This is a genomic window from Cellulomonas sp. P5_C5 (genome assembly GCF_054049655.1).
This window is the reverse complement of sequence record NZ_JBFULY010000004.1, coordinates 230,324-243,490: the sequence shown is the minus strand read 5'-3', so window position 1 is coordinate 243,490 and position 13,167 is coordinate 230,324. Positions and strand designations below refer to the sequence as shown.

Genomic DNA, 13,167 nt, shown 5'->3' with positions numbered 1-13,167 from the left:
TCATTGCGGCGAACGGGTGATCTCTGCGTGAACCTGTCCGGTTCCTCCCAAACCACACGCGTGTGACTCGTGGGACTGGTGTGACACGTGTTCTCTTCTGAGGTTTCCGCCGGTAGCGTCCCTCGAGAACGGCCGCCGAAGGCCGGTCGTCGAACGTCGGGGAGGGCGTCCAGGTGAGCCGAAGCACGAGCATGCGCACGGCCTCACGGGGCCTGGTCGCCGGCGCGCTCGTCGCCACCCTGCTCGCGGCAGGCGCGTCCAGCGCGTTCGCCGACCCGACACCCCCCTCCGCGCAGGACGTCCGGCGTGCCCAGGGAGCCGTGAAGTCGGCCGAGCGGTCCGTCGCCTCGATGGAGGTCCGACTCGCCCAGCTGAGCGCGGAGACCGACGCCGCCCAGCTCAAGGTCCAGCAGGCAGGTGAGGCCTACAACCGCGCGGTCGTCGACGCCGACGCCGCCCAGCAGGCCTCCGACGACGCCGTCGCCCGCTCCAAGGACGCGTCGGCCACCGCCGAGGACGCCCGCCGTCAGCTCGTCGCCATCGCCCGCGAGGTCGCCCGGTCCGGCGGCTCGACCGACCTGCTCCAGGCGCTCCTGTCTGCCGACGGGTTCCAGGACGTCGCCCGCCGCAGCACCGCGCTGGACCGCATCAGCGGCAAGGCCGACGAGGCCGTCCAGCAGTACCGGGCGACCCAGCTCGTCGCCACCACCCTCGCCGCCCGCGCCACCGAGGCCGCCGAGGCCGCGAAGGCCGCAAAGGCCTCGGCCGCCGACGCGCTGGCCGCCGCCGAGCAGGCACAGACGGACGCCGTCGCCGCGCAGACCGCGGCCACCGCCGAGCGCGACGGCCTGATCACCGCGCTGKCCGCCGCCCGCCAGACCAGCGCGGAGGTCGAGCGCGCCCGCCAGGACTTCGTCGACCAGCAGCGTCGCGAGCGCGAGGAGGCCGCCGCCCGCGCCGCCGCCCTCCGCCCGCCCCCCGCGCCGCCGACCACCACCGCACCTCCGGCACCCGGCGGCGGGAACACGGCTCCGCCGGCGACGACGAACCCGCCCGCCACGACGAACCCGCCCGCCACGACGAACCCGCCCCCGGCCACCACGAACCCGCCGCCGGTCGTGTCCAACCCGCAGCCGCCCGTCGCACCCCCGGTCGTCACGCCGCCGCCGGCGCCCGCACCGTCCGGCGGTGGCTACGGCCTCGGCACGGGCCGGTCGAGCGGATCGGCCGAGGGTGGCGCCGCAGCGCTCGCGTGGGCGCAGACGAAGATCGGGCTGCCGTACGTCTGGGGCGGTGTCGGCCCCAACGGCTACGACTGCTCYGGTCTGTCGATGAGCGCCTGGCGCACCGCCGGCGTCAACCTCGCGCGCACCAGCCGCGACCAGTACAAGCAGGTCCTCAAGATCAGCTACAACGAGCTGCGCCCCGGCGACCTCGTCTTCTGGTCCACCAACCCGAACAACCCGGACGCGATCTACCACGTCGCCATCTGGGCCGGGGGCGGCCAGATCATGGAGGCCTCGAAGCCGGGCGACCCCCTGCGCACCACGGGCATGCGCTGGGGCAACACGATGCCCTTCGCCGGCCGCCCGTAACCTGCGCGCCCCTCCCGCAACGTCCGAGCAAGTGGCTGCTAGAGCGCTCACTTCCTCGGACGTTCTGGTCTGTGAACAAGGGGCGTCCGAGGAAGTGGTTGCTATTGCAGCCATGTCCTCGGACGTCGTGGTCCGGCGGTCAGCGCCAGCCTGATCGGCGCAGGGCACGTTCGACGGCCTGGAGATGGCGGTCAGGGTCGAGCCGAAGTCCCAGGCTCGGGATGCGGAGGACGACGTCGCCGGTCAGCGCGATCTCGTTGTGCCGCAGGCTGTCGTCGATCCATCGGTCGGGCTGGAGGTGCCCCACCCCGTCCACCTCGACCACCACGCGCCACCGGCTCCACCGGACGTCCAGGTAGCACCGCCCGGCCGGCCCCGAGGCGACCACCTGACGGTCGGGGTCAGGGAGACCTCGGCGACGGCACAGCGCGGCGAAGTCCAGCTCGTTGAGCGACCGGACGCCGCCGACGATGTCGACGAAGACAGTGCGGAGGAACGACCGACGCCGGTCGCGCCGCACCCTGTCGAGGGCTTCACCGAGCTGGTCCACCGTCGTCAGCCGCTGCTGCACGGGTGCGACGAGGAGAAGGGCCGCCTCTCGGTCGGTGCGGGCCCACAGTGCAGCCTGGACGGCCGCGACGTCGGGTCGTGTCCGCGGGATCCCGGCCACGATCAGGTCGCCGTCGTCCCACCGGCGGGTCTCGTGGACCCGGACGCCGGGCGGCGGCGCGAGCGGACGGGACGACTTCGGCGCGCAGACGTGCACCAGACCGTCGCCGTCGAGCCCTTGGAGACCGGCGGCCTGCAGTGCCGTCAGCCCGCCGAGGGCCGCGCGCGGCGTCGCCGTACCGGTCCGTGGAGCGGCCTCGAGCACGGCGAGCCACCAGTCGATGCGGGCCGCCGCCGGCGTGGGGGCGACGACCAGGCACTCGCGACCCGCCACCCGCCAGCGGCCCGCGTCGATCTCCGCACGCATCTGCGACCTGCTGATGCCGTGCAGAGCGACCTGCGACCGGGTGAGGACGCCCGCCTGCACGGCCGCGATCTCCTCGATGCGCGCCCGCCGTCGGACCCGTGCTGCTCGCTCCACCACCATCGCMCCAGCGTGCGGTTCCGGGGAGGGTGCGCCGCGTCAGCACTCAGCACTCTGTGGATCGCACCAGAGACGCGACGGCCTGTGGATCCCTCACGGAGTCCGAGCTGAGAAGACACGAACGTCCGAGGAAGTGGGCTCTATGGCAGCCACTTCCTCGGACGTTGCGGTGGTTCAGGTGGTGCTGGGACTCAGTGGTGGTAGTAGTTCGTGTCGATGGCGCGCTGGCGGCTGCGCTCGATCTCGGCCTCGGCCTCGGAGCGGCCCACCCAGTGGGCGCCCTCGACGGACTTGCCGGGCTCCAGGTCCTTGTAGWCCTCGAAGAAGTGCTGGATCTCGAGGCGGTGGAAGTCGGACACGTCGTCGATGTCCTGGCGCCACGCGGCGCGCTGGTCGCCCGTGGGGACGCAGAGCACCTTGTCGTCGCCGCCGGCCTCGTCGCGCATGCGGAACATGCCGAGCGCACGGGCGCGGATGAGGCAGCCGGGGAAGGTCGGCTCCTCGAGCAGCACGAGGGCGTCCAACGGGTCGCCGTCCTCGCCGAGCGTGCCCTCGATGAACCCGTAGTCGTCGGGGTAGCGGGTCGAGGTGAACAGCATCCGGTCGAGACGGATACGCCCCGTGGCGTGGTCCACCTCGTACTTGTTGCGCTGACCCTTCGGGATCTCGATCGTGACGTCGAACTCCACAGCTGCTCCTCCACCCACGTCCGCGCCCAGGTTCCGGGACCGGCGGCCGCGACGCTCGTCATGGTGCGGCGCGCCGGGGTGTCTGGGGCGCCCTTGTCTCGGACAGTAGTCTGACGCACCGCGGGACGGGGCGTCCCACCGGGGAACGAGCGGGGCGGGTGACGATGACCACAGCGGCGAGAGTCGTCGGCACGACTGCGCTCGTCCTCGTGCTGGCGGGCGGGGCGTACGTGACGGCCGACGCGTACGACGTCGTCCCGGGCATGGTCACGCTCGAGGAGGTGCCGCCGGAGCCGCTGCCGTTCCCGACGGCCCCCGGTGCGGTCGAGCCGGCGGACACGGTCCCGGCGCTGGCCAACCTGGACCCGCAGGCGCCGGTGCCCGCGGCGCCGAACGTGCAGGCGCTCGTCGACGGTCTGGTGGCGGACCCGCGCATGGGCGCGAGCGTCGGCGTGGTGGTCGCGGACCAGCTGACGGGTGACGTGCTCGGCGCGCACCTGCCCGAGAACGGTCGCACGCCGGCGTCGACGGCGAAGCTGGTCACGGCCGTCGCCGCCCTGAACACCCTCGGTCCGGACGTGACGCTGCCGACGAGCGTCGTGCGGGGCTCGGGCACCAGCATCGTGCTGGTCGGCGGCGGGGACATGATGCTCGCGGCGGGTGAGGGCGACCCCACGGCCGTCGTGGGCCACGCCGGGCTCGCGGACCTGGCCGCACAGGCCGCCAAGGAGCTGCAGCTCGAGGGCGTGACGACGGTGAGCCTCGGCTTCGACGACTCCCTGTTCAGCAGCCCGACGCTGAGCCCCACCTGGAACCCCGCCGACGTGGCCGCAGGGTTCGTCGCGCCCGTGACGGCGCTCGCCGTGGACACGGCGAAGATCAAGCCCGGCGAGTACCCGCCCCGGTACGCGGACCCGTCGCTCGCGGCGGCGAACACGTTCGCGCAGCGGCTGGCGGACGTCGGGATCACGGTCGACGGGAGCMCGCGACGGACGTCGAGGCCGGACAGCGGGCGGGAGATCGGTGTCGTGCAGTCGGCGACGCTGGACGGGATCGTGCACCACTTCCTGGACACGTCGGACAACACGATCACCGAGGTGGTCAGCCGGCTCGTGGCCATCGACCAGGGCCTGCCGGCGTCGTTCGAGGGCGGGACGACGGCCGTGCTGCACGCGGTGAGCGTGGCGGGCGTCGACACCACCGGTGCGCAGCTGTCCGACGCGTCGGGTCTCGGGGCGGGGTCGGTGCTGCCGCCCGACCTCCTGCTCGGGCTCCTGCGGCTGGCCACGGACCCCGCCCACGGCGTGCTGCGCGACGTCGCGACGGGCATGCCGATCGCGGGGCTGACGGGCACGCTGAGCGACCGCTACACGCAGTCGCCGGCCCGCGGGCTGGTGCGCGCCAAGACCGGCAGCCTGCCGCACGTGACGGCGCTCGCCGGCACGGTGCTCGACGTCGACGCGCGCCAGCTCGTCTTCGTCGTGCTCGCGGACGCGACCCCCGACGGTGGCCAGTGGGGTCCGCGCGCGGCCATCGACTCGTTCGTCACCGCGTTGTCCGGGTGCGGCTGCGGTTAGTTTGGCTCGGTGGACACCGCCGAAGGACCTGTCGACTGGGAGCTCGCCATCCGGATCGCCGGCCGGCTGGCCGCGCCGGGGCCAGTGGCTGACCGCGCGGAGCTGACCGCGCTCGTCGACGAGCTGCGCGACGCGGCCGGGCGCGCGGCCGTGCACGCCTCCGCCATCACCGGCCTCGCGGCGGCTGACGGGACGCCGCCGGAGCAGGTCTCGACGGTGCTCGTCGTCGACCGGCCGCGGTGGGCGAAGGCCAACGCCGAGGTGTTCGCCGCGATGACCGGGCCGCTGGCGGGTGCGGCGCCGTCGGCGACGGCCCGCGCGGGTGCGGCGGTGCAGGTCGGTGGCGTGCTGGCGCTGCTGTCCGGGAAGGTGCTCGGCCAGTTCGACCCGTTCACGACGACCGCCGACGGCCGCGGTCGGCTGCTCCTCGTCGCCCCCAACGTCCTGCACCACGAACGTCGGCTGAAGGTCGACCCGTCGGACTTCCGCCTCTGGGTGGCGCTGCACGAGCAGACGCACGCGCTGCAGTTCGCCGCCGCGCCGTGGCTCGCGGACCACCTGCGGTCCCGCGCCGCGGAGCTGCTGACCGACCTGGCCGCCGACAAGGCCCTGGTCCCGCGGGTGGGGGAGCTGCTGGGGGCGGTCACGCGGGCCGTCGTGGGCGGCGCCGACGACGGCGTCGGGGTGCTCGACCTGCTCTCGACCCGGCAGCGGGAGGTGTTCGAGGAGGTCGGCGCGGTGATGGCCCTGCTCGAGGGTCACGCGGACGTCGCGATGGACGAGGTCGGCCCCCGCGTGGTGCCGAGCGTGCGCAAGATCCGCAAGGCGTTCGAGGCGCGTCGCGACGAGGCGGCGAGGTCTCGTGGGGTGGACCGCGTGCTGCGCAGGCTGCTGGGCCTCGACACCAAGCTGGCGCAGTACCGCGACGGCGCGGCCTTCGTCCGGGCCGTGCGCAAGGACGTCGGCCTGGAGGGGCTGAACGCGGTCTGGGCGTCGGCGGACCACCTGCCGCTACCCCAGGAGATCGCCGACCCCCGGGCTTGGGTGCGTCGGGTGCACGGGTGACCGGTCCGGCCCGCGAGGTGGCGGCGGTGCGCTCGGCGGTCACCGCCGCCGTCGCCGACCTGCCGCCGGAAGCGCTGGTGCTGGTCGCCTGCTCGGGCGGACCCGACTCGCTCGCGCTCGCGGCGGGGACGGCGTTCGTGGCGCAGAGGGCGGGGACGCCGTGGCGCGCGCAGGCGGTCGTCGTCGACCACGGCCTCCAGGACGGGTCGGCGCAGGTGGCCGACGACGCCGCAGCGGCCTGCCGGGGTCTCGGCCTGCCGACGGTCGTGGTCCGCGTAGAGGTCGACGGGCGCGGTGAGGCGGCCGCGCGGGACGCCCGGTACGCGGCCCTCGACCGCACCGCCGACGAGCTCGGCGCGGCGGCCGTGCTGCTCGGCCACACCCTCGACGACCAGGCCGAGTCCGTGCTGCTGGGCCTCGCGCGCGGGTCGGGCGCCCGGGCGCTGGCGGGGATGGCAGTCACGCGCGGGCGGTTCCGACGGCCGATGCTGGGCCTGCGCCGCGCCGACACCCTGGCGGTCTGCGACGCCCTGCAGCTCGCGCCGTGGCACGACCCGACGAACGACGGCTCGCACGCCGACGCGTCGCTGCGCAGCCGGGTCCGGGGCGAGGCGCTGCCGACGCTCGAACGCGTGCTCGGTCYGGGCGTCGCCGAGGCCCTGGCCCGGTCGGCCGCGCAGCTTCGTGACGACGCCGACCTGCTCGACGCGCTGGCGGACGACCTGCTCGCCGCCGCGCGCACGGCGGACGGCCTGGACGTCGACACCCTGCAGGCGGCTCCACCGGCGCTGCGCACCCGCGCGCTGCGGTCGGCCGCGATCGCCGCCGGGAGCCCCGCCGGCGCCCTGGTCCGGGCGCACGTCCTGGCGGTCGACGCGCTGGTCACCGACTGGCACGGGCAGGGTCCGGTGGCCCTCCCCGGCGGGATCGCGGTCAGCCGCGCGTGTGGCAGGCTTGCCCTGAACACGGCCCCCGCATAGCGCGGTCACGGGCAGACTGGCTGTCGGACCAGAGGAGCAAACTGCGGTGGACCCTGCGGACATGGGCGACGACCTCGAGCGGGTGCTCCTCTCCGAGGAGCAGCTGCACCAGCGGCTCGACGAGATCGCGGCGCAGATCGACGCCGACTACGAGGGCAAGGACCTGCTCCTGGTCGGTGTCCTCAAGGGTGCGGTCATGGTGATGGCGGACCTCGCGCGCCGCCTGCACTCGTCGGTGCAGATGGACTGGATGGCGGTCTCGTMGTACGGCTCGGGCACCAAGTCGTCGGGCGTCGTGCGGATCCTCAAGGACCTCGACGCCGACCTCACCGGGCGGCACGTGCTCATCGTCGAGGACATCATCGACTCCGGCCTGACCCTGTCCTGGCTGCTGTCCAACCTGCGCTCCCGCGGCCCCGCCACGGTCGAGATCGCGACGATGCTGCGCAAGCCCGAGGCGTCCAAGGTCGACGTCGACGTCCGGTACGTCGGCTTCGACATCCCGAACGAGTTCGTCGTCGGCTACGGCCTGGACTACGCGGAGAAGTACCGGAACCTGCCGTTCGTCGGCACGCTCGCTCCGCACGTCTACGGCGCCTGAGCCCTCGTCCGGCCGAGTGCGCCCTCGGTGAACACGGTCGGTCCCGCCCAGGTTCCCCGTGTAACTTCGAGGCCACCTGTCCCGCGAGCGGAGGTTGAGGGGCTCTGCCCCGATCGCCCATGAACGTCAAGCGACTAGCCCGTGGCCCCATCCTGTGGGTCGTCATCGCCGTGATCCTGCTGTACATCGGCGCGTCCACGCTCGCCGCCCCGAAGATCAGCAAGATCGACACGTCGGACGGCATGACGCTGATCGCGGACGGCAAGGTCGACCAGGCCAAGATCACCGAGGGTGTCCAGCGCGTCGACCTGACGCTCGCGGAGGACTTCGTCAAGGGCGACGACAACCTGGGCAAGCTGGTCCAGTTCAACTACGTCGTCCCGCAGGGCGAGGCGGTCGTCTCCGCCATCGCGGACGCCGACCTCTCCGAGGGCTACACCTCGGTGGTCCCGCAGACCGCGTGGTGGGCCAGCCTCCTGAGCTTCATCCTCCCGCTGGTCATCATCCTGGCGATCTTCTGGTTCCTGATGTCGAACTCGCAGGGTGGCGGCTCGCGCGTCATGAGCTTCGGCAAGTCGAAGGCCAAGCTGGTCAACAAGGAGTCCCCGCAGGTCACGTTCCAGGACGTCGCGGGGGTCGACGAGGCGGTCGAGGAGCTCCAGGAGATCAAGGAGTTCCTCGCGGAGCCGGCCAAGTTCCAGGCCGTCGGCGCCAAGATCCCCAAGGGCGTCCTGCTGTACGGCCCTCCCGGGACCGGCAAGACGCTGCTGGCCCGCGCGGTCGCCGGTGAGGCGGGCGTGCCGTTCTACTCGATCTCCGGCTCGGACTTCGTCGAGATGTTCGTCGGCGTCGGCGCCAGCCGTGTCCGTGACCTGTTCAACCAGGCCAAGGAGAATGCCCCGGCGATCATCTTCATCGACGAGATCGACGCCGTCGGCCGCCACCGTGGCGCCGGCATGGGCGGCGGGCACGACGAGCGCGAGCAGACCCTCAACCAGATGCTGGTCGAGATGGACGGCTTCGACGTCAACGCGAACGTCATCCTCATCGCGGCCACCAACCGCCCCGACATCCTCGACCCCGCGCTCCTGCGCCCGGGCCGGTTCGACCGCCAGGTCGCCGTGGACCCGCCCGACCTCAAGGGCCGCGAGCGGATCCTCACGGTGCACTCGCAGGGCAAGCCGATGGCGCCGCACGTCGACCTGAACGTCGTCGCGCGCCGGACCCCCGGGTTCACGGGTGCGGACCTGGCCAACGTCCTGAACGAGGCGGCGCTGCTCACGGCCCGCACCGGCCAGCAGACCATCACGGACCACACGCTGGACGAGGCGATCGACCGCGTCATCGCGGGACCGCAGAAGCGCACGCGGATCATGAACTCCAAGGAGATCAAGATCACCGCGTACCACGAGGGCGGTCACGCCCTGGTCGCGGCGGCGCTGCGGTACACGGACCCGGTCACCAAGGTGACGATCCTGCCGCGTGGTCGCGCGCTCGGGTACACGATGGTCATGCCGACCGAGGACAAGTACTCCACCACCCGCAACGAGCTGCTGGACACGCTGTCGTACGCCATGGGCGGCCGCGTCGCCGAGGAGCTCGTGTTCCACGACCCGACGACGGGCGCCAGCAACGACATCGAGAAGGCGTCGGCGACGGCCCGCAAGATGGTCACGCAGTTCGGGATGAGCGCCCGGCTCGGCGCGATCCAGCTCGGCCAGGCCTCCGGCGAGGTCTTCATGGGCCGCGACATGGGCCACGGGCGGGACTACTCCGAGGACATCGCGGCGTCGATCGACCTCGAGGTCCGCTCGCTCATCGAGCGGGCGCACGACGAGGCCTGGGAGATCCTGGTCGAGTACCGCGACGTCCTCGACGCCCTGGTGCTGGAGCTGCTCGAGAAGGAGACGCTCAACCAGGAGCAGCTGGCCACGATCTTCGCGCCGATCACCAAGCGCCCGCCGCGCCAGGTCTGGCTGTCCAGCGAGCAGCGCGCCGTCTCGGAGCGTCCGCCGGTCATGACGCCCGCGGAGCTGGCGGCGCAGAACGGCCACCCGATCATCCCCGAGGACGAGGCGGCCGAGGCGTTCGGCTTCCCGTCGGAGCAGATCATCGAGGTCCCGCCGTCGCAGACCCCGGACGCGTAGCCATGACGCAGGAGCAGACGACGGGCATCGGACCGGTGACGTTCACCGGCGCGGCCGTGGGCGAGTACGACGAGGCCCGCGTCGAGGCCGCCATCCGCGAGCTCCTGCTCGCGGTGGGGGAGAACCCCGACCGCGAAGGGCTGCAGCAGACGCCGGCGCGGGTCGCGCGGGCCTACCGGGAGATCTTCGCGGGCCTGTACCAGGAGCCTGCGGACGTCCTGACCACCACCTTCGACATCGGTCACGAAGAGATGGTGCTGGTCAAGGACATCGAGGTGTACTCCACCTGCGAGCACCACCTGGTGCCCTTCCACGGTGTCGCGCACGTCGGCTACATCCCCGGCACGGACGGGCGCATCACGGGCCTCAGCAAGCTGGCCCGGCTGGTCGACGTGTACGCGCGCCGGCCGCAGGTGCAGGAGCGGCTGACGTCCCAGATCGCCGACGCGCTCGTCGCCGAGCTGCAGCCACGCGGCGTGCTCGTCGTCGTCGAGTGCGAGCACCTGTGCATGTCCATGCGCGGCGTCCGCAAGCCCGGCTCGCGCACGGTGACGTCCGCGGTCCGGGGTCAGATGCGCGACGTCGCCACGCGAGCCGAGGCCATGAGTCTCGTGCTCGGTCGCTGATCGACCGACGCGCCGCCCCCTAGGCTCGCACCGTGACAGGACCCGGTCCCTCCGCCCGTCCGGCACCGCTGCCCCCGCGGCTGCACGCCCTGCGCCGCACGCTCGTCATGGGCGTCGTCAACGTCACCCCGGACTCCTTCTCGGACGGTGGCCGCTGGTTCACGCCCGGCGCGGCCGTGGCGCACGGCCTGGAGCTGGTCGCGCAGGGGGCGGACCTGCTGGACGTCGGTGGGGAGTCGACCCGGCCGGGTGCCCGCCGGGTGGCCGTCGACGACGAGCTGGCCCGGGTGCTCCCGGTGATCGAGCAGCTGGTGCAGCACGGTGCGACCGTGAGCATCGACACCACGCGCGCGGTGGTCGCCGAGGCGGCCGTGGGGCGCGGTGCCGCGATCATCAACGACGTGTCGGGCGGGCTCGCGGACGACGAGATGTACGGCGTCGTGGCCCGGACCGGCGCGGTGTACGTCGCGATGCACTGGCGCGGGCACGCCGACGTGATGGACGACCTCGACGACTACGACGACGTCGTGGCGGACGTCCGGCGCGAGCTCGCCGCACGGGTCGCGGCGCTGCGCGCGGCCGGGGTCCGCGACGAGCAGGTGGTGCTGGACCCGGGCCTGGGCTTCGCCAAGGCGGGCAGCAGCAACTGGCCGCTGCTCGCGCGTCTCCCGGAGCTGGTGGGGGACGGGTTCCCCGTGCTGGTCGGCGCCAGCCGCAAGCGGTTCCTGGGTCATCTCCTGGCGGGCCCGGACGGCGAGCCCGCACCGCCGCTCGCGCGGGACGGTGCCACGGCTGCGGTGTCCGCCCTGGCGGCGGCTGCGGGAGCGTGGTGCGTGCGGGTGCACGAGGTGGCAGGCTCGGCCGACGCCGTGCGGGTGGCCGCGGCGTGGCACGGCGGGCAGGGTGCGCACGGGCCTGGCGCCGGGGTGAGCGAGGACGAGCTGGCTGTGGACGAGGACGCGAGAACCGGAGGGAGCACGCGGTGACCATGAACGACGAGAGCCGACAGGACGCGCTGGACACCAGCGGGCGCCGGCTCGACCAGATCAGGCTGTCGGGCATCACCGCGCTGGGGTACCACGGCGTCTACGAGCACGAGCGCCGCGAGGGGCAGACGTTCGTCGCGGACGTCGTCGTCCATCTCGACACCCGGCGGGCTGCCGCGCGCGACGACCTGGCGCACACCCTGAACTACGGCGAGCTGGCGGAGCAGGTCGCGGCGGTGCTGTCGGGGGAGCCGGTCGACCTGATCGAGACGGTCGCGGAGCGCATCGCCGCGACCGTGCTGGCCTCGGGGATCGTGCAGGCCGTCGACGTGGCCGTGCACAAGCCGAACGCCCCCATCACCGTGCCGTTCGGCGACGTGGTCGTCGCCATCCACCGCGACCGCACCAAGCTCCCTGCCGCGGAGCCGTACGTGCCGCGCGCGGTCGTGGAGGCCGAGCCGGTGTCTCGCCCGGTGCCGACGGCGACGGCGTCGTTCCCGGTGACCCCCGCGCCCGGCGCGCCGGTCGTCGCGTCCGCTGCCTGGTCTGAGGCACCCGCCTCCGGCGCGCCCGTCGTCTCCGCTCCCTGGTCCGACGCCGTCGCGCCCGCGCCCGGTGCGTTCTCGCAGGGTCCCGACGGCCCGTCGACCGAGCTCGAGCCGGTCCCGGCGGGTGAGCCGCTCGTCGTGGGCGAGCTCGTCACCGACCCTCTCGACCAGGAGCCGGACGGGCCCGTCGAGGTGGTCCTGGCCCTCGGCGCCAACCTGGGGCCCGCGCAGGAGACCCTCCGGGACGCCGTGACGGAGCTGGCCCGGACCCCGGGGATCGAGGTGCGTGACGTCTCGGCGCTGGCGCGGACCTCGGCGGTGGGTGGGCCCGAGCAGTCCGACTACCTCAACGCGGTCGTCCTGGCCTGGAGCACGCTCGCGCCGCGTGAGCTGCTGCGGGCCACGCAGGCGATCGAGAACGCGCACGGGCGTGAGCGGCACGAGCGCTGGGGGCCGCGCACCCTGGACATCGACATCGTGCTGTACGGCTCGGTGCTGGCCGTGACGGACGACCTCGAGCTCCCGCACCCGCGGGCCCACGAGCGTGCGTTCGTGCTGCAGCCGTGGGCGCAGGTCGACCCCGACGCGGTGCTGCCCGGGCTGGGCGGGGGACCGGTCGGCGCGCTCGCCGCGACCGCGCCCGACCGCGACGGCGTCCGCTGGCTCGCGCTCGACTGGCTGACCACCGCGATCCCGGCGGTCAGCGGGGACACGGGGGCCGTCCCGGCGGGACCGGAGGCCCAGGACCCGTGATGCACCGCACGCGCTGGCAGACGCTCCTGGTGGTCACGGCCACCGCGGCTGCCGTCACCTGGATCGTGCTGCGCGCGGTCGCGGGCCGCGGCGGGCTGCTGCCGTCGGTCCCGCCCCTCGTGGTCGCCGTCGAGGTGCTCATCGCCGGGATCGTGTTCTCCATGGGCTGGGCCGTCCGGCAGTTCCTGCGGGGCAAGCGGCCGATGCTGAACCCGATCCGGGCGGCACGGACGGCGGTGCTGGCCAAGGCGTCCTGCTACACCGGTGCCCTGCTCGCCGGCTGGTACGGGGGTCAGGTGCTGGCGCTGGTCGGCGACCTGAGCGTGCCGGGGAACGGGTCACGCGCGATCGCCGCCGGCATCGCGACGGCCGGTGCCGTGGTGCTCGCCGGCGTGGGTCTCCTCGTCGAGTGGTTCTGCCGGGTGCCTCCACCCGAGGCAGGGGCTGAGGCGGCGCACGAGCGACCTGCGCCGGATCCCAGCGCTCCCTGAGCGGGTGGGAGGATGA

The 13,167-nt window shown here is 73.5% G+C and carries 12 protein-coding genes; 10 read left to right on the top strand and 2 right to left on the bottom strand.

Features of this window, described 5'->3' with window-relative positions; all coding sequences use genetic code 11:
• Positions 1–191 precede the first annotated feature (191 nt).
• Positions 192–1,595, top strand: coding sequence for a C40 family peptidase (locus tag ACXJKF_RS05880; RefSeq protein WP_456786791.1), 1,404 nt, complete (start codon positions 192–194; stop codon positions 1,593–1,595).
• Between the two features lie 139 nt (positions 1,596–1,734).
• On the opposite strand, the gene ACXJKF_RS05875 is transcribed toward ACXJKF_RS05880, so the two are convergent.
• Together ACXJKF_RS05875 and ACXJKF_RS05870 are read right to left on the bottom strand one after the other, a co-directional pair.
• The gene (locus tag ACXJKF_RS05875) at positions 1,735–2,691 is read right to left on the bottom strand and encodes a hypothetical protein (protein WP_456786790.1); all 957 of its coding nucleotides are present in this window, start codon (positions 2,689–2,691) and stop codon (positions 1,735–1,737) included.
• Between the two features lie 188 nt (positions 2,692–2,879).
• Entirely contained in the window at positions 2,880–3,377 is a 498-nt protein-coding gene (locus ACXJKF_RS05870) for an inorganic diphosphatase (protein ID WP_456786789.1), read from the bottom strand.
• A gap of 164 nt (positions 3,378–3,541) precedes the next feature.
• On the opposite strand from ACXJKF_RS05870, the gene dacB reads away from it, so the two are divergent.
• From dacB to ACXJKF_RS05825, 9 genes are all read left to right on the top strand, one after another.
• Positions 3,542–4,954 carry a D-alanyl-D-alanine carboxypeptidase/D-alanyl-D-alanine endopeptidase gene (gene dacB, locus ACXJKF_RS05865; RefSeq protein WP_456786836.1) on the top strand — a complete coding sequence of 471 codons (1,413 nt, stop codon included), beginning with the start codon at positions 3,542–3,544 and terminating at the stop codon, positions 4,952–4,954.
• Positions 4,955–4,963: 9 nt separating this feature from the next.
• Positions 4,964–6,019, top strand: a complete 1,056-nt coding sequence (locus tag ACXJKF_RS05860) for a zinc-dependent metalloprotease (protein WP_456786788.1) — start codon at positions 4,964–4,966, stop codon at positions 6,017–6,019.
• On the top strand, positions 6,016–6,999 hold the full coding sequence (tilS, locus tag ACXJKF_RS05855) for a tRNA lysidine(34) synthetase TilS (protein WP_456786787.1): 984 nt from the start codon (positions 6,016–6,018) through the stop codon (positions 6,997–6,999). Before ACXJKF_RS05860 ends, tilS begins: the two co-directional genes overlap by 4 nt.
• 46 nt (positions 7,000–7,045) lie before the next feature.
• On the top strand, positions 7,046–7,600 hold the full coding sequence (hpt, locus tag ACXJKF_RS05850; RefSeq protein ID WP_456786786.1) for a hypoxanthine phosphoribosyltransferase: 555 nt from the start codon (positions 7,046–7,048) through the stop codon (positions 7,598–7,600).
• Positions 7,601–7,719: 119 nt separating this feature from the next.
• Positions 7,720–9,747 carry an ATP-dependent zinc metalloprotease FtsH gene (gene ftsH / locus ACXJKF_RS05845; RefSeq protein ID WP_456786785.1) on the top strand — a complete coding sequence of 676 codons (2,028 nt, stop codon included), beginning with the start codon at positions 7,720–7,722 and terminating at the stop codon, positions 9,745–9,747.
• Positions 9,748–9,749: 2 nt separating this feature from the next.
• Positions 9,750–10,373 carry a GTP cyclohydrolase I FolE gene (gene folE / locus ACXJKF_RS05840; RefSeq protein WP_456786784.1) on the top strand — a complete coding sequence of 208 codons (624 nt, stop codon included), beginning with the start codon at positions 9,750–9,752 and terminating at the stop codon, positions 10,371–10,373.
• Positions 10,374–10,480: 107 nt separating this feature from the next.
• Positions 10,481–11,359 carry a dihydropteroate synthase gene (folP, locus tag ACXJKF_RS05835; RefSeq protein WP_456786835.1) on the top strand — a complete coding sequence of 293 codons (879 nt, stop codon included), beginning with the start codon at positions 10,481–10,483 and terminating at the stop codon, positions 11,357–11,359.
• Between the two features lie 2 nt (positions 11,360–11,361).
• Entirely contained in the window at positions 11,362–12,660 is a 1,299-nt protein-coding gene (folK, locus tag ACXJKF_RS05830; protein ID WP_456786834.1) for a 2-amino-4-hydroxy-6-hydroxymethyldihydropteridine diphosphokinase, read from the top strand.
• Positions 12,660–13,151, top strand: a complete 492-nt coding sequence (locus ACXJKF_RS05825) for a DUF3180 domain-containing protein (RefSeq protein ID WP_456786783.1) — start codon at positions 12,660–12,662, stop codon at positions 13,149–13,151. The genes folK and ACXJKF_RS05825 overlap by 1 nt, the downstream gene beginning before the upstream one ends.
• Positions 13,152–13,167 lie beyond the last annotated feature (16 nt).

Bases quoted from the DNA above. Each gene is read 5' to 3' on its own strand.
- ACXJKF_RS05875 (WP_456786790.1), bottom strand. From the start codon at position 2,691: ATGGTGGTGGAGCGAGCAGCACGGGTCCGACGGCGGGCGCGCATCGAG.
- ftsH (WP_456786785.1), top strand. From the start codon at position 7,720: ATGAACGTCAAGCGACTAGCCCGTGGCCCCATCCTGTGGGTCGTCATC.
- folE (WP_456786784.1), top strand. From the start codon at position 9,750: ATGACGCAGGAGCAGACGACGGGCATCGGACCGGTGACGTTCACCGGC.
- folP (WP_456786835.1), top strand. From the start codon at position 10,481: ATGGGCGTCGTCAACGTCACCCCGGACTCCTTCTCGGACGGTGGCCGC.
- folK (WP_456786834.1), top strand. From the start codon at position 11,362: ATGAACGACGAGAGCCGACAGGACGCGCTGGACACCAGCGGGCGCCGG.
- ACXJKF_RS05825 (WP_456786783.1), top strand. From the start codon at position 12,660: ATGCACCGCACGCGCTGGCAGACGCTCCTGGTGGTCACGGCCACCGCG.